Genomic DNA, 19035 nt, shown 5'->3' on the forward strand with positions numbered 1-19035 from the left:
GAGCGACGCTCTGAGTCCTCGCCACCGGTGCGTAGTTGAGGCCGTTGAAGTCGGAGCGCCAGGGCAGGGTGATCTGGGCGCCGGGGTTGATCGAGGCGTGGATCATGGTGATCGGGGTGTGGGTGGTGCCGGGGCCCTGGTGGCCGTCCAGCTCGCCGGCGGTGACGCGCAGCAGCGTGCCGCCGTCTTCGGTGCTGAGCAGCTTGACGCTGCTGCCGCGGATGTCCCGGTACTGGGGGTGATCATCTTGTCGGAGGCGGGCAGGTTAACCCACAGCTGGAGGCCGTCGGACCTCACCAGCGACTTGGGCAGGGTTTTTATGTGCAGCAGGCCGGAGCCTGCGGTCATCCACTGGGTGTCGCCGTCGGTGATGGTGCCGCCGCCCTGCGAGTCGTGGTGGATGAAGGTCCGGGTGGTCGACACAGCAAGCGCGAAGGCAGGGATGGTGTCCTTGGAGGAGGCGCGGTAGGGGCCAAGATGAGAGGCTCCCTGTGATCGCAGCATCTGAAGCCGTCGGATGTATGGCCAGCATGCGCCCCAGCGGTGCTGAGTCGCGAGACATCGAACGTAGACCGTGCGAGGCTGGGAACCATGAAGGTGCTTGGCTTCGTGCTCAACGTGCTCTGGCTGCTCTTCTGTGGCATCTGGATGGCCATCGGATATGTGATCGCCGGAATCATCTGCTGTGTCCTTATCATCACCATTCCATTTGGCGTTGCGGCCTTTCGGATCGCCGGGTACGTGCTGTGGCCGTTCGGGCGGACGACCGTGGAGAAACCGGATGCCGGGGCGCCGTCCTTCGTCGGGAACGTGATCTGGTTCATCTTCGCTGGGTGGTGGCTGGCGCTGGCCCACATCGCGACCAGCATCCCGCTGTTCCTGTCGATCATCGGCATCCCGTTCGGCTGGGCGAACCTGAAGATGATCCCGATCTCCCTCATGCCGCTGGGCCGTGAGGTCGTCTCCACCGATGAGAAGTTCGGCGGGCGCTGAGCCCAAGATCCTGGCAGGGGTGAGTCCAGCACCAGGATCTTGGTGCCGATCTAACGGCCACGGCGGTTGCGCATCGCCAAGTCCGCCCCCGAATCATCCGGCTCGCCGCCGGACCTGGCATCCCGCGGGGGCGCTGGCCGCCGGATGCCGGGCCGTCCATATGGACTCGCAGTACCGCCGGGAACGACGCCGCGTCGCCTCGACCGACGGCCGCCTCGGCTCCCTGACCTGCTGGTCTCCCTCGCGGTCCCCAGAGATGGCGGCCGTGGCCTCAACGTGCCCGGCACGCCAGCAGGCCCTTCGTGGCGCGTACAGCGACTCTCAGCCGGCGCTCGCGGAGAACTCCCCGATAGTTGCTGGCGGTGTGTGGCACTGTCACAGCGCGGGCAGGCGAGGTGCGCGCGCCAGCCTGCTGGCGGCCGAGTCGATGTGGCAGTGGTGGGCCCAGTCCGCGGCATGTATGGGGAGCACGATTCTCAAGCCAAATTATCGAACATGAGAGCGAATCGCCTTGGGATGCCCTACGATCGGGGCTGTCCGCGACGGTCTGCGGGCTGGTCGATTTCGGCCGTTGTGGCGTTGCTCATGGCCACACTAGGGTCATTGCTGCACTCTGGACCCGGCAGAAGCCATGGCGGCCTAGCCTCGCGGTGAGTTGCTGCTCAAGCGTCCGTGTCTTCACGGACGCTTGTCCGTTGTGCCCTGTGTTGCCTGCCTCGGCGCGGGCAAGAGATGCAAGAGGGTACTGAAGGAAGGTTTTGAGTTGTGCCCGCAGGCCGTCGCTTAGTCGGCTCGCGGAGTTGGGTTACCTGGGGTCAGAATTTCGGAATAGGGCATGGTGGAGTCATGGCGGTTGCGGACGCTGCAGCGCGGGAATCCATCGATGCGCTCTCCAGGTCGGCACCGGTCGGAACGCTGGTTCCCAGGAACGCCGAGGTAGGGCTCGCAGAGGCGTTCGGCGTTCACGCCGTCCTCGCCTACAGGTTCGACATCGACGAGTGCAGCCGACGTGATCTGGCCGGAACACCCCCGCTGACCCGGCCGGATCTACTGGAGCTCCTGATGGGACTCCCCGTCGGCGAGAGCGTTCCGGTCGGTTCCTTGAGTCAGTCGGAGCGGCGAGCACTCAGGTCAGCACCGAAAGGCGTGCTCACCCGCAAGAACAAGACGGTCACCAGGCATGCGGTCCAGCCGCTGCAGATTGACCTCGCCCTGGTGCCAGGGCGAGGTTGGGAGACTGCGATGGAGAAAGCGGAGTCCTTCACACCGTTCTGCGCCCGAGCTGTTCTCGTCGATCGCCCGCTCCGCCGCAGGCAGGACGCAATGATGCAGGCTGACTTCTATGGCATCGGCCTGCTGACCATCACCGGCGACGAGCTGGACGTGCTCGTGCCGCCGCGTCCTTTCGTGAGGTACCGGCACACTGTCGCCAGCTGGCGTTTTCTGGAGAACATGTACGGCCAACTGGCGACAACCCGCCAGTAACCTCCGCGCGCAGCTCAGCTCACCGGGAGTGTGGCCCAGGCACACAGCGGCAGAGGCGGCTGGAAGCCCTTCTTCGTCGAAAGGCCGAGCCGCTGGTTCTCGAGCGCGTAGTTGTCGATGGCAGCGGCGCACTTGTCACGCCACCATGTCTTCCGCTGCAGGCCCGGCGTAGTGCTCGCCATCTCCTCGACCCAGGCAGACCAGGTCAGTACGTTGTGGTCTCCCGCTTCGATACGAGTATCACGGTCGGTTCCGAGGAACCGGTCGATCCCGCGACCGTCGCAGACGGCACAGTAGCAGGGCGGTGCGTCGGCATTGGCGTACCGGTTGGACAGGGCCTCGGCGCCGCTGAAGCGCATGAGCTCCGGCATCAGCACGCTCGGGTAGTTGGGACCAGGCTTGTTTACCGCAGGCTTCTCGCCCGGCGCCACCGAGTGACGCACGGTGCTGGAGATACCGATCCCGGCACAGAGTGCCCCGTGGACCATTGCTTCGAGGCCGGCCAGGTCCGTCCTCAGCAGCATCATGTTCTCGACCTCGGAGACCACCCGGCGCAGGTTTCCCGGTAGCTCCTTGGACTGCTTGAGCGGGTCGAACTGGGCAATCATCACCAGGGCCTTCGGCTGGCTGATGCGCGCGCACGCGGCGATCAACTGGTCGACCCGGTCATCGCGCAGCCAGGTGACGTCGATGGGCAGGCTCACGACGGTGTCGGCACGTTCGATGAGCGATGCCTCACGGATCACCGCCTTCAACGCCTTCGAGTCCCCCGGGGCGATGTACCCGGTGGGTGTGATGGCTGCACTGGCTCCGCGTGCCTTCTGGAAGCCGAGCGACAGGTCGACGGAGGGGAACAATTCGTCGCTGGGCAGAAGGAAGGGCTGTTCGGCGGTGGCCGTGTACGTCTTGTAGGGGGCGCTGTCGATCAGCATGGCCCCGGTGAAAGCGGCCTCGGTCCGGAGCCTGAGCGCGCGGTCGTCGGCGGTGTTGCCGGTCATCACCACACCCCCGCGCTCGTTGTCCACCGCGCCACGCTGATGGGGGATGAAGCGGGACTCTTCGTGCAGAAGTACCCGCCCGCTCAGGACCGAAGTGGCGGGGACGGTGGCGTCGAGAACCTGAAGGGCGGGCGAGCGGAAAGAACGAGGGTTGCTCAAGGGGGTCACCTCACAGGCGGGCCGGAGTCGCAACGGCCCCGGGCGAAGAAGAAGCGCACAAGTAGATCTCGTGGAACTCCTCGCGACCCAGGCCGGCCAGGTGGGCCGTCTGGGTCAGGTCGAGGTGGTGCTGTTGCCCGAGTCGGGTCACGACCTGGGCGATGTGGTGCGGGGTTTCGCGCGGGACGGTGACCGGCTCGGAGGTGCGGTAGCCGAGCGCGGACATCTCGATCATGAGGTTGCGGTACTGCCACTCACTGATGACGCCCAACGAGAGCGCTCGCCTGATCAGCGCTGCCATCGACACGCCCCACCGGGCCTTGAGGGCCCGAAGCTTCGGCAGGTCGATACTGGGCTTGAGCTCGGTAAGGATCTTGTGGTGCGGCATGAGGAACTCCGCCGCGAAGCGGTCGGCCTGCTGTTCCTGGAGGCGGCCGTCGCCGGGCTCGGGGTGCATGACGACGTGACCGAGTTCGTGCGCCAGGCTGAAGCGGAAGCGGTCACCCGGTGCTGTCGAGTTGAGCAGGAACAGCGGTGGGGCTTGGTCCGCCCACTGGCTTACGGCATCGAGTTCCGCAGTGTCCAGGTCCCGGATCACCACGGCACCGCCGGCGGCTTCGATGACGGCGACAAGATTACCGATCGGGCCGGGCTCGAGTCCCCACTCCTCGCGCAGTGTGGTGGCGGCGTCCTCGGGGGTATCCAGGTCGTCGACCTCGATGTATCGGAATTGGTGCTCCGCGCTTTTGCCGAGTGGTGCTGTGAGTGACTCGACCTGCAGACTGGTCAGGGCCAGTGTCGCGTGCACGCGACGCAAGCTGTTGGCGCCCATGGAGGCCCGTTTGCGGTGGTGGACCAGGCCTACGCCTACCCCGTGGATGTCAGTGGTGCGGCATAGCATCTCTGCGGTAAGGCCCAAAGCCTTGGCGAACAGGTCGAGGCGATCGTCCTTGACCTGAAGGCGGCCGGCCTCGGCCCGGCTGACGTATCCCTGGGAGACCTTGGTGCCGTCGATCCGTGACATCTCGTCAGCCAAGTCGGTCTGAGTCATGCCGCGGTACTCGCGAGCGAGCGAGAGCATGGCGGGTTCCGCGATGAGCACCTCGCCGATCGTTTCCATCTCCACCTCCCGCCAAGCCCAGAGCCAATCCCTGTGCGCAGCATACCCTAGCTGATTCCTCGGTCTATATCGCCAAAATATTCCAAGGATCAGTCCTTGTGGGGCGCGCAGGCGCGGCGCGGAGTCCGGCCTCGTGAACTGCTGCGTTCAGGCTGGCGGATCCATCTCGCCCAGGGGCTGGCAGGGCGGCGCGGAGCTGTCCGACGGTGGCTGGCAACGGGACGCCGTTGTCCGGGCCTTCTTCCCCACCCGCTGGCAGCCCGGCCTGTTGATCCTGGACGAGCCGGCCTCCGACCTCACCCCGCGTCCGGCCCCGGCCCCGGCCCGCAGCTCTTCGACCCCGAGCCGAGCAGTACAAGCTGGGCCCGGGCGACGTCATCTAGGGTCCCGGTGCGTATCGGGTCTCCGGCGGTCCTGGCCTCGTCCCGGAGAAGCTGGATGGGGGCGTCGTCGTCGGGCATCGATGACGTGATCTGCCTGAGGCCGCTCGGCCGCGAGGTCGTCTCGACCGACGAGACGTTCATTGGCGGCTGACCGGCCAGCTATGGCAGCGTCAGTCGGAACCGGAGCGGCGTACCTGCTCGATCCTGATCGCCGGACAACGATCCCGTTCGGCATCGCGTCGTTCCGCTTGGCCGGGTTCGTCATCTGGCCGTTCGGGCGGAAGGCCGTCGAGCGGCCGGACGCCGGGGCGCCGTCGTGCATCGGGAATGTGGTCTGGCTGGTCTTCGCGGGGTGGTGGCTGGCGCTGATGCACCTGATCACCAGCATTCCGCTGTTCATCTCGATCATCGGGATCCCCTTCGGGTGGGCGAACCTCAAGCTCATCCCGGTGTCGCTGATGCCGCTGGGGCGGGAGATCGTGTCGACGGACGAGCCTTGGGGCGCGCGGTAGGGGGAGACGGGAGGAAGGGCCGGCGGGGGTCTCCGCCGGCCCTTCGGTGGTTTCGGGCGGCCGGGGCCGGTCAGCGCGCCGCGGCGGTGACCGGCCGCGAGCGCAGCGCCCAGGCGGCGGCCGGGGCGGCGCAGGCCGCCGCGACCAGCAGCGCGCCGGCCGTCACCGCCGCGACCGGGCGCCACGGGAGGACGAGCGGCGCGGGCGTGTGGAGCACCGCCAGGGCCGCGCGCAGGGAGCCGAGCTGGACGGCCGCGACCGCGCAGCCGAGCACCGCGCCGACCGCCGTCACCAGCACCGATTCGGCGGTCACCAGGCGCACCACCTGGGCCCGGGTGGCGCCGGCCAGCCGGAGCAGGGCGAGCTCGCGGCGGCGGTCGGCGGTGGCCATGAGCAGTGTGTTGGCGAGCGCGATACCGGTGTAGACGAGGGCCAGGCCGAGGACGAGGGCCATCCGCAGCCACGCCGTCCGGGCGGGCGTCCCGGCGGCGAGCCACTCGGCGCGGGCGAGGACGGTGGCGCCGTACGGCAGCGCGGCGGTCCGGACGTCGGCCACGCGGGCGGCGGGCCCGAGGCGGACCTCGACGCGGTCGACCCGGGCACCCGGGGCGTTGGCGGCGGTCACGTACAGGCCGTTGTCGCCGACCCCGTCGCGCAGCACGGCGGCCACCCGCAGCGTCGTCCGGCTGCCGTCGGCGCGCACCACCGGGACCGGCTCGCCGACCGTCCGGTGCCCCCACTCGGCGGGCAGGACGAGCGAGCGGTCGTCGAGGCCGGCCGTCGACCCGGCCAGCAGCGGCAGCCGGGCGAGGGCGGCCAGGCCCGAAGGATCGGCGACGGCGCGGGCCTCGGAGCGGACCGTCACCCCGTCCGGCTCGACGAGGCCGAGGACGGTCGGGGCGGTGGGGGAGAGCGCGGCCACGCCCGGGACGGCGCGCAGCGCGGCGAGCAGCGGGCCGTCCCCGGCGCCGGGGGCCGGTACGACGACCAGGTCGGCGGCGGTCCGGGCGCTCGCCTCGGCGGCGCGGGCGGCGGCCACCGTGTCCAGCGCGCCCGCCAGCGAACCGGTCAGTGCCACCGACACCAGTACCGGCGCGGCGACCGCGCCCGTGCGGCGCAGCGCGGCGGCGGCGTTGGCGGGCACCAGCCGTCCCGCGTACCCGGTGAGTCGGCCGGGGAGGGCGCGTCCGAGCAGGCGGACCAGCGGCGGGGCGAGCAGCGGGGAGAGCAGGCCGGCCGCGGAGATCAGCCACATCGGCTGGGTGGTGTACGTCTTGCGGTGCAGGAGGTCGGCGGGATCGTCGGCGAGCGCGGTGCCGGCCAGGACGGCGGCGGTGAGCAGCAGGCCGAGGCCGGTGAGGAGCCGGCCGGCGGTCAGCACGCCGCTGTCGAGGTCGGCCGCGCGCAGGGCGTCCAGCGGCCCGACCCGTCCGGCCCGGCGAGCGGCCACGGCGACGCCGGCGAGCGCGACCAGCAGACCGGTGGCGAAGGCGGCCGGCAGCGGCCAGCCGGCGGGGACGAGGGCGAAGCCGGGCGGTGCCATGCCGACGCCGGACAGCCACCGGACGAGCGCGGGGGCGCCGAGCCGGCCGAGCACGCACCCGGTGGCGGAGGCGGCGGCGCCGAGCAGCAGCGCCTCGGCGAGCACGACGCGGCGGACCTGCGCGCGGGTGGCACCGGCGAGGCGCAGCAGGCCGAGCTCGCGGCGGCGCTGGGCGACGGCGTAGGAGTAGGTGGAGGCGACGACGAACGCCGAGACGAAGGCGCTCACCCCGCCCGCGGTGCCGAGCGCGGCGACCAGCGAGACCAGGTCCTCCCCGCCGGGCGCGCCCACGGCGGAGGCGAGGCCGAGCAGCATGGCAGCGGTCATCGCGACGCCGAGGGCGAGGGCGAGGAAGGCGCCGAGCAGTGAGGCCCGGCGGGCCTTCAGGGACGTGAGCGCGATCCGCAGCATTCTCATGCCGCCCAGCGAACCGCCGCGCGGCGGTGCGGCGCAGCAGGCCAGGGGCCACCTCGGAGGGTAGGGCAGGCACTACCGACGGGCCGCCGCCAGGGCTCTAGGGTGGGCGCACCGGGGGAGGGACACGATGGACGGAGTGCTGCGGCCGGGCTTCCTGCGCTCGGCGGCCCCGTGGCGGGCGGCCGGGTACCTGCTGGCGACCGGGCTGACCGGGCTGCTGCTCTGCGCCGGACTGCTGCTTTCCGTGACGGCCGCCGGGGTGCTGGCGGTGCTGCTGGTCGGGCTGCCGCTGCTGGCCGCGCTCGCCCTGGTCGGGCTGCCGGTCGCGGCCTGGGAGCGCCGGCTGGTCCGCTTCCTGGACGGCGGACGGGTCCCGGACCCGCACCGGGTCCCCGACCGCCCCGGCCTCGCGGCCTGGCTGCGGCTGCGCTACCGGGAGCGGGTGACCTGGCGCGAACTGGGCTTCACCGTGCTGGCCGCGTTCGTGCTCTGGCCGGTCGACCTGACGGTGGCCGGCTGCGCCCTCGTCGTCCCCGGCCACCTGCTGGCCGCCGTCCCGCTGCTCCTGCTGGACGGCGAGCAGGTCAACGTCCTCAAGCTCTGGCAGGTCCACTCGCCGTGGACGGCGGGCCTGTGCGGGCTGGCCGGCCTCGTCCTGCTGCCGCTGCTCGGCTACCCGCTGGCACTGGTGGCGGCCGCCCGGGCGGGGCTGGTCCGGCTGCTGCTCGGGCCCGGCCGGCAGGAGCGGCGGATCGGCGAACTCGTCCGTTCCCGGGCCCGGCTGGTGGATGCCTTCGAGGCGGAGCGGCGCCGGATCGAACGCGATCTGCACGACGGCGCCCAGCAGCGCCTGGTGGCGCTGCGGATGACGCTCGGCCTGGCCCGGCTGGACGCGCCGCCGGACGGCCCGCTGGCCGCCCGGCTCGCCGAGGCGCACCGGGAGGCGGGCGAGGTGCTGGCCGAACTGCGGGAGCTGATCAACGGCATCCACCCCCAGGTGCTCACCGACCGCGGCCTGCCGGAGGCCTGCGCGGACGCCGCCGACCGCTCGCCGGTCCCGGTCGCCACCCGCTTCGCGCTGCCGGTCCGGCTCCCGGCGCCGGTCGAGTCGGCCGGCTACTTCGCCGTCACCGAGGCCCTCGCCAACATCGCCAAGCACAGCGGCGCGAGCACGGCGAGCGTCGAAGGCCGCTACGCGGACGGGCGGCTGACCATCGAGGTGGCCGACGACGGCCGGGGCGGCGCCGACCCGGGGCGCGGCACCGGTCTGACCGGGCTGGCCGACCGGGTCGCGGTCGTCGACGGCACACTGGCGGTCAGCAGTCCGCCCGGCGGACCGACCCTGGTGCGGGTGGAGATCCCCTGCGCCCCGGCTGACGGAGGACCCGCCCGGTGAACCCGAGAACCGCCCCCGAGAACCTGAGGATCGTGCTCGCCGAGGACGGCGTGCTGCTGCGCGAGGGGCTGGTCGGCCTGCTGGCCCGGTTCGGGCACCGGGTGGTGGCCGCGGTCGGCGACGCCGGGGCGCTGCGCACGGCGGTCGGGGAGCACCGGCCGGACCTCGTCGTCACCGACGTCCGGATGCCGCCGGGCCAGACCGACGAGGGACTGCGCGCGGCCGTCGCCCTGCGCGAGCGGCGCCCCGGCCTGCCGGTCCTGGTGCTCAGCCAGTACGTGCAGCGCTCGTACGCGGCGGAGCTGCTGGACTCCGGCGACGGCTCCGGCGTCGGCTACCTGCTGAAGGACCGGATCGGCCAGATCGAGGAGTTCACGGCGGCGGTCGCCGAGGTGGCGGCCGGCGGCACGGTGGTCGACCCGGAGGTGGTCCGCCAGCTGCTGCGCCGCCGCCGGGACCCGCTGGAGCGGCTGACCCCGCGTGAGCGCGAGGTGCTGGCGCTGATGGCGCAGGGCCGGTCGAACGCGGCGATCTGCCGGGAGCTGGTGGTGTCGGAGGCGGCGGTGGGCAAGCACATCGGCAACATCCTGATGAAGCTGGACCTGCCCCCGGCGGAGGAGACGCACCGCCGGGTGCTGGCGGTGCTGGAGTTCCTCCGTGCCTGAGTCCTAGAGGGACTCCTGGACCGCCTCACGCAGCGCGGCGAACTCCGCCGCCAGCGCGTCCGGGGTGTAGTGGGCGTTGAGGCCGCTGGGGTTGGGCAGTACCCAGACCCCGGTGTCCCCGATGACCTGCTCCTGGCGCCCGACCGCAGCCGTCCGCCGGCCGAAGGCGGTGCGGTAGGCGCCGATGCCGAGCACCGCCAGCACCCGGGGGCGCAGCCGCAGTACCCGCTCGGTGAGCGCGGCGCCGCCCGCCCGCAGCTCGTCGGCGGTCAGCTCGTCGGCCTTGGCGGTGGTGCGCGGGGCGACGTTGGTGATGCCGAGGCCGAGGCCGAGCAGCTGCCGCTGCTCGTCCGGGCGGAACTGGCGGGGTGTGAAGCCGGAGCGGTGCAGGGCGGGCCAGAACCGGTTGCCGGGGCGGGCGAAGTGGTGGCCGGTGGCCCCGGACCAGAGCCCGGGGTTGATGCCGCAGAACAGGACGCGCAGACCGGGGGCGGTGACGTCCTCGATCGTGGTGTCGCGGGCGGCGAGCAGCTGCTCGGCGGTCGGCCTGGGCGCCGGGGTCGGCTTCTCGGTCACCGTTCCAGTGTGCCGGTGGACGCGGTGGCCCCCACGCCCGCCCCCGCCTCCACCGGGGCCGCCGCCGCCCGGCTCGCCGCCAGCGACCTGGCCCGGCGCCGCTCCCGCAGCCACCGCACGCCGTACACCGCCGCGGCCGCGTACGCCCAGCCGACGAAGACGTCCAGCAGGTAGTGCTCCGCCCCGTACACCAGGGCGAAGGTCATCGCGAGCGGGTAGGCGACCAGCAGCACCCGCACCCACCGGGCGGCCGTCGGCCAGAAGAAGAAGAGCAGCATCGCCGGGTACGCCGAGTGCAGCGAGGGCATCGCGGCGACGTCGTTGGCGAACTGGCTGCCGTTCTCGAACACCGACGCGGCGCGCGGCAGCCCGCTCTCGGTGAGCACGTCCGAGACCACCCGGGTCAGCGCCGGCAGGTGGCCCTCCTGGGAGGACAGCCACGGCGGCACCGCCGGGTAGAGGATGTACGTCGCGAAGCCGGCGAAGGTCAGCACCAGGTAGCAGGTGAGCAGGTGCCGGAAGCGGTCGTGGCGGCGGCGCCACAGCACCGCGAGGATCACGAAGACCGCGAAGAAGTGCGACATGTAGACGGTGACCGCCGCGTAGTCCCACCACTGCGGCGAGCCGGGCGTGTAGAGCCCGTGCTGGAGCCGGACGGTCATCGTCTCGCCGAAGCCGAGGACCTCGTCGAAGCGCTGCTGCGGCCACAGGTACGGGCCCCACGGGGTGTGCGCGCCGTAGCCGCGCAGCAGCGAGTACGTCCAGACGACGGCCATCACCGGCACCCAGTCGCGCAGCACCAGCAGGAAGCCGCGTGCGCCGTGCCCGCTGTGCACACCGGCGGCCACCAGGGCGCCCATCAGCCAGAGGAAGACCAGGTCATTGGTGTACGGCAGGCCGTAGGTGCGCAGGTACCACAGCAGCGCGGCGAGGTAGAGCGGCCACGCCAGCAGCCGGATCCGGGCCAGGGCGCCGGAGCGCGGGCCGGTCCGGGAGCCGGTCGCCGGGCGCAGCCGCCCGGCGCTCTCGGACGGGGTGGGCGGCGCCGGGCGGAGCATTCTGGTCATGCCGCTCGAAGCTAGCAAGGCAATCTTGGAGAACTCTCGGTGCGAACGGCGGTCCGTTCAGGAAGGGCTCAGAATTGCCCCGGCCGGCGCAGCGGAGTCGGCCCGCGGCTGGTCGGCGGGTGATTCAGGACACGATGCCCAGCTCGTGCGGGGTGTTGTTGAACCGCCGCCCGCCCTGTTCGGTGACCGTCACGATGTCCTCGATCCGCACCCCGAACCGGCCCGGCAGGTAGACGCCCGGCTCGATCGAGAAGCACATGCCCGGCACCAGCGGCCGCTCCTCGCCCTCGACCAGGTACGGCGGCTCGTGGGTGGTGATGCCGATGCCGTGGCCGGTGCGGTGGATGAAGTACTCGCCGTACCCGGCCTCGGTGATCACCCGGCGGGCGATCCGGTCGATCTCCTGGCAGCTCACCCCGGGGCGGACGGCCTCGAACGCGGTCTGCTGCGCCCGCCGGACCACCTCGTGGACCTTGCGCACCTCGTCCGGGACGTCGGCGCCGACGTGCACGGTGCGGGTGGTGTCGGAGCCGTAGCCGTCCTTCAGGCCGCCGAAGTCCAGCACGACGGTGTCGCCGGGCCCGATCACCCGGTCGCCGGCCTCGTGGTGCGGGTTGGCGCCGTTGGGGCCGGAGCCGACCACGGTGAAGTCGACCTGGCTGTGCCCGTACTTGATGAGCAGCGCGGCGAGGTCGGCGGCGACGTCGGTCTCCCGGCGGCCCGCGAAGACGACCTCCAGGATGCCCCGGTAGGCGGCGTCGGCGGCGCCGCCGGCCGCGGCGAGGCGCTCCAGCTCGTCCCCGTCCTTGACCGCGCGCAGCATCGGCAGGGTCTCGGTGAGCGAGGTCCAGCCGGTGCCGGGCAGCGCGGCCTGGAGGCCGAGCAGGTGCATCGCCCAGGCGTTGTCGGAGATCCCGTACCGGCCGCTCCGCTCGATCAGCGGGACGGCGGCGGCGTACGGGTCCTGGCCGTCGGTCCAGTCGAGCAGCCGGACGGCGGGCGCGCCGGGGGCCTTCTCGGCGTCGGGGCGCTCCAGGGCGGGGACGATCAGCGCGGGCTCGTGGCCGGCGGTGAGGACGAGTGCGGTGAGCCGTTCGGTGATCGCGGTCGGCTGGTAGCCGGTCAGGTACACGAGGTCGGGGCCGGGGGCGACGACCAGGCCGGACAGCCCGGCGTCCGTGGCGGCGGCGGTGGCCCGCCCCAGACGGGCGCGGTAGTCCTCGGCGGTGAACTCTCGGGGCATGCGGGCCTCCTGGTGGGGGAGCTCGGCGACGACTCGGGTCACCGGGTGCGCGTCGACTTCATCATGACCGGTGCGAGTCGGAGTAGTGCCGGAGGAACAGCGCCTCGACATGGGCCATGTGCTCGATCTCGCCGGGGTCGACGCTCTCGTTGGGCGCGTGGATGAGGCAGCGCGGCTCCTCGACGCCCATCAGGATGATCTCCGCCTCCGGGAACGTGGTGGCGAACACGGTGCAGAGCGGGATCGAGCCGCCCTGGCCGAGGAAGGACATCGGCCGGCCGTAGACCTCCTGCACGGCCTTGTCGAGCGCCGCGTACGCGGGCCCGCCGGTGGCGGCGCGGAACGGCGAGCCGACGCTCTCCGGCGCCACCGCGACGCGCACGCCCCACGGCGCGGCGGCCTTCAGGTGGGCGGTGAGCGCGGCCTGCGCGGCGCGCGCGTCGGTGCCGGGCGGCACGCGCAGGCTGACCCGGGCCCGGGCGGTGGCCGGGACGGCGGCGGCGGAGCCGACCACCGGCGGGCAGTCGATGCCGAGCACGGTGACGGCGGGCCGGGCCCAGAGCCGGTCGGCGACGGTGCCGGAACCGGTCAGCCGGACGCCGTCCAGGACGCCCGCGTCGGCGCGGAACTGCTGCTCGTCGTAGCCGACGCCGTTCCAGGTGCCGTCGTTGTCGAGCCCGTCGATCCGGGTGCCGCCGTCCGCGTCGCGCAGCGAGTCGAGGATCCGGACCAGCGCGGCCAGCGCGTCCGGGGCCGGGCCGCCGAACATGCCGGAGTGCACGTCGCCCTTGAGTGCGGCGACGGTGACCACCACGTTGGTGACGCCGCGCAGCGAGGTGGTGGCGGTGGGGAGGCCGACGGCGGCGTTGCCGGTGTCGCAGATCAGCAGCGCGTCGGCGTGCAGCTCGCCGGCGTGCGGCGGGACGTAGGCCTCCAGGCCGCCGGTGCCCTGCTCCTCGGAGCCCTCGACGACCAGCTTGAGGCCGACCGGCAGGTCGTCGCCGAGCGCCCGCAGCGCGGTGAGGTGCATGACGATGTTGCCCTTGCAGTCGGCGGCGCCGCGCCCGTACCAGCGGCCGTCGCGCTCGGTGAGCGTGAACGGCGGGGAGGTCCAGGCGGCGTCGTCGAGCGGCGGCTGGACGTCGTAGTGGGCGTAGAGCAGCACGGTCGGCGCGCCGGGCGGGGGCGGGCGGTGGCCGATCACGGCGTGGCTGCCGTCCGGGGTCTCCTCCAGGTGGACGTCGCGCAGCCCGGCGTCGGAGAAGGCGGCGGCGACCCACTCGGCGGCCTGGCGGCACTTCTCCGGCGGGTACTGGCGCGGGTCGGCGACGGAGGGGATGGCGACCAGCTCGGCCAGGTCGGCCCTGGCGCGCGGCATCAGGGCGGCGATCCGGCGGGCGAGTTCGTCGGTCATGGTGACGGCTCCTCTGGGGGTGGTGGGCCGGTCAGCGGGGCGGGGTGCCGGTCAGCGGCGCGGGGGGACCGGGCCGGGGCGGGGGGACCGGGCCCGGTCGGGGCGTCAGTTGCGGACGGTGTCCTCGAGCTTGAGGTCGTCGATCCTGTCCTTGATGGCGGCGAGCTTGTCCGGGCAGTACACCGAGAGCACGATCGTCTCCGCCAGGACCACCTCGCGGTCGGAGAGCACCGGGCGCTGCCCGGGCCCGGCCGTTCCGGTGGACATGCCGTACTTCCACTGCGCCTGCTTGAGCGCGCCGGCCGGGTCCTCGCAGACGGCGCCGCCGTCCTCGCCCAGGGTGTGCACGATCTGGTCCTGCGACGGCACCGGGTAGCCGGCGGCGGCCAGTGCCGAGGAGAGCTGCTGGGCCTTGCGGTTGGCCTCGTTGGTCTCGTGCAGCTGCTCGTAGGTGAGCAGGCCGACCACCACCATGGCGACCAGCAGGACGATCGCGCCGAGGTAGACCCAGCGGTGCCGGGAGGCCATAGCACTGCGGGTCATGCCGCACCCCCGTCCTGCTCGGGGTCCTGTGCCGCAGCACGTTCGGCGGCCTCCTGGGCGGCCAGCTCGGCCCGCGCCTCGGGTGAGCGCCAGGCCGGCTTGCGCAGCCGCAGGAACAGGTAGGGGATCACCAGGCCCAGGATCGCCAGGCCGCCGCCGACGATCGCCAGGTAGGACCAGACCGAGCCGCTGCCGAACTGGGAGGAGGGCACGAACCCGATCGCCATCGCCGCCGCCGAGGCGACGAGGCCGGTCACGGCGATCGGCACCAGCGCCGGCGCCCGGTAGCCGCGCGGGTGGTCCGGCTGGAGGCGGCGCAGCCGGATCGCGGCGGCGAACATCAGCAGGTAGACGATCAGGTACACCTGCGTGGTGATCACCGAGAAGATCCAGTAGGCGCTGGAGACGTTCGGGATCAGGGCGTACGCGAGGGCGATGACCGTGGTGACCACGCCCTGGGTGACCAGCAGGTTCTGCTGGATGCCCTCCTTGTTGAGCCTCTGCAGGAACGGCGGGAGGTAGCCCTCCTGGCGGGAGATCATCAGCAGGCCCTTGGACGGCCCGGCGAGCCAGGTGAGCATGCCGCCGAGCGAGGCGGCGACCAGCGCCACCGCGATCACCGGGGTGAGCCAGCCGATGTGGAAGTACTGGAAGAAGGCGTCGAAGGCCTGCATCACGCCGGCCGTCAGGCTCAGCTCGCTGGAGGGCACCACCCAGCTGATCGCCAGCGCGGGCAGGATGAAGATCGCCAGCACCATGCCGGAGGCGGTGAACATCGTGCGCGGGAACTCCCGGGCGGGGTCGCGCAGCGAGGAGACGTGCACCGCGTTCATCTCCATGCCGGAGTAGCTGAGGAAGTTGTTGACGATCAGCACCAGGCTGGCCAGACCGGTCCACTCCGGGAACAGGTGCGCGGCGTCCATCGGGGCGGCGGAGTCGTTGCCCTGGCCGAGGAAGACGGCGCCGAGCACGACCAGCAGCGTGCCGGGGATCAGCGTGCCGATGACCAGGCCCGCCGAGGAGAGGCCCGCCACCGCCTGGGTGCCCCGGGAGGAGACCCAGACGCCGGTCCAGTACAGCACCATGATCACGAGGGCGGTGTACGGGCCGTTGTTCGCCAGCGCGGGGTCGACCACGTAGGCGATGGTGGAGGCGACGTACGCGAGCAGGGACGGGTAGTAGAAGATCGTCATCGCGAACTGGCACCAGACGGCCAGGAAGCCCAGCGGCTTCGACAGGCCCTCCGAGACCCAGCGGTAGACGCCGCCCTCCCAGCCGGACGCCAGCTCGGCGGAGACCAGCGCGGTCGGCAGCAGGAAGACGACGGCCGGGAGCAGGTAGAGGAACACGCAGGCGAGGCCGTAGACCGCCATGGTGGGGGCGGAACGCAGGCTGGCCACCGAGGCGGTGGTCATGAAGGCGAGGGTCAGCCAGGACATCCGGGGTGCGTCCACCAGCCTGGTGGCCGCCGCGCCGCCGCGTCCGGCGCTGCTCCGGACGCCTCCCCCGGGACTGTTCTCGCCTTCGCCAGGACTGCCCTGGCCGGACGACGGTAGGTCCATCGAGCTCATGCGCGTCCTCCTGGGGTGGCCCGCCGGCGCTGGGCCGTACCCGGTCAGTTCACCCGGTTGGCGATGGGGCCGCATGCGGCGTGCACCCGCACGGGTGAGCGAACGTCAGGAGGACGGGGCGGACACCGCCGGTGCCGCCTGCCCGGGCCAGCCGGCGCGGCGCAGCGTCCGGCCGGCCGTCGCCGGCACCAGGGCCGCCGCGAGCAGCGCCGCCACCGTGCCGAGCGCCGCCGCGGGGGAGAGGTGGTCGAGCAGCAGCCCGCTGCCGACCGTCCCGGCGGGCATGCCGATCGTGAACGTCGTCAGCGTCGCGGAGATCACCCGCCCGCGCAGCGCGTCCGAGACCCGGCTGAACACCAGGAGGTCGATCATCACCCGCAGCGTCGGGATCCCCAGGCCCAGCGCGAACAGCGCCGCGAAGACGGTGGGGGCCCCGCCGGGCAGCAGCGGCGCGAACAGCACCGGGACGGTCAGCCAGGACACCGCGAGCAGCAGCACCCCGGGCCCGGCCAGCCGGTGCAGCCGGCCCACCAGCAGCGATCCGGCCAGCGCCCCCACGGCCTCGCCGGCCAGCGCCAGGCCGATGCCGACGTCGGACGTGCCCTGGCCGCGCAGCAGGACCATCACCGGCAGCAGCATCGCGGCGCCCGCGACGTTGATGAGCAGGACGACGGCGACGATCGGGCGGAGCAGGGCGTTGCGGGCCAGGTAGCGGTACCCGGCGAGGGCGCCGTCGTCCGCGCCGCTGTCCGTGCCGTCGTTCGCGCCGCTGTCCGTGCTGCCGGCTGCGTCGCCGTCCGTGCCGCCGTCCGTGCCGCCGGTGCTCCGGTGGGAGCCCGGATCCGGCCGGCCGGGGAACCGGACCAGCACCGCGGCGGTGATGGTGATCAGCGAGGCGACCGCGGTGCCGATGAACGGCGCCGCCCGGCCGAGCCCGAACAGCGCGCCCGCCAGCGGCGGCCCGACCAGGCCGGCCCCGCTCACCCGCGCCTCGTCCTGCGCCAGCGCCTGCCGCAGCTGCTCCGGCGGGACCACCGAGCGCACCGCGATCAGCCGGATCGGGCCGGTGTAGGCGATGGTCGCGCCGATCACCACCGCCACCAGCAGGGTGTGGGCGACGGTCAGCCGGTCCAGCGCCATGGCGAGCGGGACGCTGGCGCAGGCGACCAGCCGGACGGAGTCGCCGACGATCAGCAGCAGGCGGCGGTCGTGGCGGTCGGCGGCCGCGCCGCCGTGGACGCCGAAGAGCAGGGCGGCGCCGATCTGCAGCGCCCCGAACGCCCCGGCGAGGGTCGAGGAGCCGGTGAGCGCGAGCAGCAGCAGCGGGTACGCGGTGTCGGCGACCTGCAGGCCGAGGGTGGCGCCGGCCTGGCCGGCCCAGAGCGCCTGGAAGCGCCAGTTGCGCCGGAGCGGGACGGGCGGCTCGGGCAGCCTGCTCCTGGTGGTTGTGTCCGTCCGCATCCTGGTGTCTCCCCCTCGGGCAACTTTCACGGTGGCGTCATCATTCACGCATTCGTGAATGATGACGGTGCCGTGACCGATCGCGCAAGGGTGAACGCTTGATTGCCCGGGTCGGCGGCCATCTGCGAGGGTGGGCCCGTGGTCGAGAACACCGGGAATGCCGGGAACACCGGGAACGCCGACAGCGTCGAGAGCGCCGGGAACGCCGACAGTGCCGACGGCGGACCGGCGGCCCCCGCCTCCGCCGTCCTCAAGGAGCGCCGGGTGGCGGACGCCGCCACCCTCAAGGCCCTGGCCGACCCGCTGCGCCTGGCGATCCTCGACGTCCTGATGGACGCCTCCGCCTCCGGGCCGCTCACCGCCAAGGAGATCGCCGCCGCCCTCGACGAGCCGCAGACCAAGCTCTACCGCCACATCAAGCAGCTGGAGAAGGCCGGGCTGGTCCGCGTCGCCGAAACCCGGCTGGTCTCCGGCATCGTCGAGAGCCGCTACGCCCCTGCCCAGGCCTCGCTCCGGCTCGCCCCCGAGATCTTCGCGCCCGGCTCGCCCACCCGGGGGGACGCCTACGACGCCATGCTCGCCGCGATGGACCGCGTGCGCGCCGAGTTCCGCGCCCGCGCGGTGGCCGACCGCATCGACTTCACCACCTCGCGGGACACCGTGCCGACCGGCCTGCCCGGCATGTTCTCGCACTTCACGTACCGGCTCACCCCGGCGCGCATGCTCCGGCTGCGCGGCCAACTCGACGAGATCTTCAACGAGTTGAACGCCGAGGGGGAGAGCGACGCCGAGGACGCGGTGGAGGCGACCCTGTTCACCCTGCTGTACGGCGTCCGCCCCGGGCCGGCGGCCGACTCTCGGACTGATAGCCGACCGGGCACGGAATCGTAAACGACGGGCGGACTGCCGGTGTCATGGTTCACGATGACTGAATGTCATACGAACTTCAGGCGCTGATCGGCCCGGCGGAACTGGTCGCGGTGGCGGCCGCCGAGGTTTCCGCGGCCCGCCTGCGACCGCTCGCCCAGGGCCTGGCGCTGATCCCGGCCACCCCCGAGTTCCTGGCGGCCCTCCGGTTCGGCGACGGGGAGCCGGCGATCCCGGCCGCCCCGGGCGCCACCGGCTTCGGCTGGTTCTCCGACGGCCTCGAACGCCGGCTCGCCGCCTGGTCCAAGGCCGGGCCGATCGCCTGCGTGGAGGCCGACTACTTCGGCGGCACCGGCACCCAGCGCGCCGCCCTCTGGGCCGACGGCCGACTCGCCCTCGGCCCGCTCACCAGCGCCGAGCTCGAACCCTTCCCACCCGAGGGCAGCCCGATCTCCCGCGTCCTGCGCCGCCTCGGCGTCCGCCTCCCGGCCGGCACCGACGCCCGCGACGAGTTCGACGCCGCCGGCCTCGACGCCCACCGCACCACCACCTCCTGGGCGTCCACCCCCTGACACCCCCTCGCGAAACGGCGGCGGCCCCGGTCGGGAGCCCCCTCCAGGAC

General features: G+C 72.7%; 17 protein-coding genes and 1 pseudogene. 7 read left to right on the forward strand and 11 right to left on the reverse strand.

All coding sequences use genetic code 11. From position 1 onward, the window contains the following. Positions 1-16: 16 nt before the first annotated feature. Positions 17-408 (reverse strand): annotated as a pseudogene (locus ACFU74_RS15480) (pirin family protein); the annotation flags it as partial. A 183-nt stretch (positions 409-591) separates the two neighbouring features. Here ACFU74_RS15480 and ACFU74_RS15485 point away from each other — a divergent pair. Beyond that, on the forward strand, positions 592-993 hold the full coding sequence (locus ACFU74_RS15485; protein WP_380756657.1) for a YccF domain-containing protein: 402 nt from the start codon (positions 592-594) through the stop codon (positions 991-993). A gap of 846 nt (positions 994-1839) precedes the next feature. Next, positions 1840-2478, forward strand: coding sequence for a hypothetical protein (locus tag ACFU74_RS15490; RefSeq protein ID WP_380756659.1), 639 nt, complete (start codon positions 1840-1842; stop codon positions 2476-2478). Positions 2479-2492: 14 nt separating this feature from the next. Here the strand turns inward: ACFU74_RS15490 and ACFU74_RS15495 are convergent, their stop codons facing one another. Next, positions 2493-3635, reverse strand: a complete 1143-nt coding sequence (locus tag ACFU74_RS15495) for a hypothetical protein (protein ID WP_380756661.1) — start codon at positions 3633-3635, stop codon at positions 2493-2495. Between the two features lie 10 nt (positions 3636-3645). Further along, positions 3646-4755: an XRE family transcriptional regulator gene (locus ACFU74_RS15500; RefSeq protein WP_380756663.1), complete on the reverse strand. Its 1110-nt coding sequence runs from the start codon at positions 4753-4755 to the stop codon at positions 3646-3648. A gap of 544 nt (positions 4756-5299) precedes the next feature. Between ACFU74_RS15500 and ACFU74_RS15505 the strand changes: the two genes are divergently transcribed. Then, positions 5300-5650 carry a YccF domain-containing protein gene (locus ACFU74_RS15505; protein WP_380756665.1) on the forward strand — a complete coding sequence of 117 codons (351 nt, stop codon included), beginning with the start codon at positions 5300-5302 and terminating at the stop codon, positions 5648-5650. Between the two features lie 70 nt (positions 5651-5720). Here ACFU74_RS15505 and ACFU74_RS15510 read toward each other — a convergent pair whose 3' ends face one another. Further along, positions 5721-7610: an FtsX-like permease family protein gene (locus ACFU74_RS15510; protein WP_380756667.1), complete on the reverse strand. Its 1890-nt coding sequence runs from the start codon at positions 7608-7610 to the stop codon at positions 5721-5723. Positions 7611-7737: 127 nt separating this feature from the next. Between ACFU74_RS15510 and ACFU74_RS15515 the strand changes: the two genes are divergently transcribed. Together ACFU74_RS15515 and ACFU74_RS15520 are read left to right on the forward strand one after the other, a co-directional pair. After that, positions 7738-9006: a sensor domain-containing protein gene (locus ACFU74_RS15515; RefSeq protein WP_380756669.1), complete on the forward strand. Its 1269-nt coding sequence runs from the start codon at positions 7738-7740 to the stop codon at positions 9004-9006. Between the two features lie 32 nt (positions 9007-9038). Continuing rightward, the gene (locus tag ACFU74_RS15520) at positions 9039-9671 is read left to right on the forward strand and encodes a response regulator (protein WP_380756691.1); all 633 of its coding nucleotides are present in this window, start codon (positions 9039-9041) and stop codon (positions 9669-9671) included. Between the two features lie 3 nt (positions 9672-9674). On the opposite strand, the gene mug is transcribed toward ACFU74_RS15520, so the two are convergent. The 7 genes from mug to ACFU74_RS15555 form a co-directional block, all read right to left on the reverse strand. Continuing rightward, positions 9675-10247 (reverse strand): G/U mismatch-specific DNA glycosylase, encoded by a 573-nt coding sequence (gene mug, locus ACFU74_RS15525; RefSeq protein ID WP_380756671.1) that lies wholly within the window; start codon positions 10245-10247, stop codon positions 9675-9677. After that, on the reverse strand, positions 10244-11314 hold the full coding sequence (locus ACFU74_RS15530) for a phosphatase PAP2 family protein (RefSeq protein WP_380756673.1): 1071 nt from the start codon (positions 11312-11314) through the stop codon (positions 10244-10246). Before ACFU74_RS15530 ends, mug begins: the two co-directional genes overlap by 4 nt. 124 nt (positions 11315-11438) lie before the next feature. Beyond that, a complete protein-coding gene (locus ACFU74_RS15535) occupies positions 11439-12557 on the reverse strand; it encodes an aminopeptidase P family protein (RefSeq protein ID WP_380756675.1) in 1119 nt (372 codons plus the stop codon). Positions 12558-12618: 61 nt separating this feature from the next. After that, on the reverse strand, positions 12619-13971 hold the full coding sequence (locus ACFU74_RS15540) for a dipeptidase (RefSeq protein WP_380756678.1): 1353 nt from the start codon (positions 13969-13971) through the stop codon (positions 12619-12621). A 105-nt stretch (positions 13972-14076) separates the two neighbouring features. Beyond that, positions 14077-14514: a hypothetical protein gene (locus tag ACFU74_RS15545; RefSeq protein ID WP_380756680.1), complete on the reverse strand. Its 438-nt coding sequence runs from the start codon at positions 14512-14514 to the stop codon at positions 14077-14079. Continuing rightward, positions 14511-15953 carry an APC family permease gene (locus ACFU74_RS15550; RefSeq protein ID WP_380756694.1) on the reverse strand — a complete coding sequence of 481 codons (1443 nt, stop codon included), beginning with the start codon at positions 15951-15953 and terminating at the stop codon, positions 14511-14513. Before ACFU74_RS15550 ends, ACFU74_RS15545 begins: the two co-directional genes overlap by 4 nt. A gap of 237 nt (positions 15954-16190) precedes the next feature. Beyond that, positions 16191-17546 carry an MFS transporter gene (locus ACFU74_RS15555; RefSeq protein ID WP_380756682.1) on the reverse strand — a complete coding sequence of 452 codons (1356 nt, stop codon included), beginning with the start codon at positions 17544-17546 and terminating at the stop codon, positions 16191-16193. Positions 17547-17684: 138 nt separating this feature from the next. On the opposite strand from ACFU74_RS15555, the gene ACFU74_RS15560 reads away from it, so the two are divergent. Both ACFU74_RS15560 and ACFU74_RS15565 read left to right on the forward strand, forming a co-directional pair. Then, positions 17685-18437, forward strand: a complete 753-nt coding sequence (locus ACFU74_RS15560) for an ArsR/SmtB family transcription factor (RefSeq protein ID WP_380756685.1) — start codon at positions 17685-17687, stop codon at positions 18435-18437. A 41-nt stretch (positions 18438-18478) separates the two neighbouring features. Further along, complete coding sequence (locus tag ACFU74_RS15565) at positions 18479-18985, forward strand: hypothetical protein (RefSeq protein WP_380756687.1); 507 nt, start codon at positions 18479-18481, stop codon at positions 18983-18985. Positions 18986-19035: the final 50 nt, after the last annotated feature.

The organism is Kitasatospora sp. NPDC057500, assembly GCF_042802195.1.
Classification (GTDB): Bacteria; Actinomycetota; Actinomycetes; order Streptomycetales; family Streptomycetaceae; genus Kitasatospora.

Excerpts from the sequence above, each read along its gene's own strand:
- ACFU74_RS15510 (WP_380756667.1), bottom strand. The coding sequence starts at position 7,610 with ATGAGAATGCTGCGGATCGCGCTCACGTCCCTGAAGGCCCGCCGGGCC.
- ACFU74_RS15500 (WP_380756663.1), bottom strand. The coding sequence starts at position 4,755 with ATGGAAACGATCGGCGAGGTGCTCATCGCGGAACCCGCCATGCTCTCG.
- ACFU74_RS15545 (WP_380756680.1), bottom strand. The coding sequence starts at position 14,514 with ATGACCCGCAGTGCTATGGCCTCCCGGCACCGCTGGGTCTACCTCGGC.
- ACFU74_RS15540 (WP_380756678.1), bottom strand. The coding sequence starts at position 13,971 with ATGACCGACGAACTCGCCCGCCGGATCGCCGCCCTGATGCCGCGCGCC.
- ACFU74_RS15565 (WP_380756687.1), top strand. The coding sequence starts at position 18,479 with ATGTCATACGAACTTCAGGCGCTGATCGGCCCGGCGGAACTGGTCGCG.
- ACFU74_RS15505 (WP_380756665.1), top strand. The coding sequence starts at position 5,300 with ATGGCAGCGTCAGTCGGAACCGGAGCGGCGTACCTGCTCGATCCTGAT.
- ACFU74_RS15535 (WP_380756675.1), bottom strand. The coding sequence starts at position 12,557 with ATGCCCCGAGAGTTCACCGCCGAGGACTACCGCGCCCGTCTGGGGCGG.
- ACFU74_RS15515 (WP_380756669.1), top strand. The coding sequence starts at position 7,738 with ATGGACGGAGTGCTGCGGCCGGGCTTCCTGCGCTCGGCGGCCCCGTGG.
- ACFU74_RS15555 (WP_380756682.1), bottom strand. The coding sequence starts at position 17,546 with ATGCGGACGGACACAACCACCAGGAGCAGGCTGCCCGAGCCGCCCGTC.
- ACFU74_RS15490 (WP_380756659.1), top strand. The coding sequence starts at position 1,840 with ATGGCGGTTGCGGACGCTGCAGCGCGGGAATCCATCGATGCGCTCTCC.
- ACFU74_RS15550 (WP_380756694.1), bottom strand. The coding sequence starts at position 15,953 with ATGTCCTGGCTGACCCTCGCCTTCATGACCACCGCCTCGGTGGCCAGC.
- ACFU74_RS15530 (WP_380756673.1), bottom strand. The coding sequence starts at position 11,314 with ATGACCAGAATGCTCCGCCCGGCGCCGCCCACCCCGTCCGAGAGCGCC.
- ACFU74_RS15485 (WP_380756657.1), top strand. The coding sequence starts at position 592 with ATGAAGGTGCTTGGCTTCGTGCTCAACGTGCTCTGGCTGCTCTTCTGT.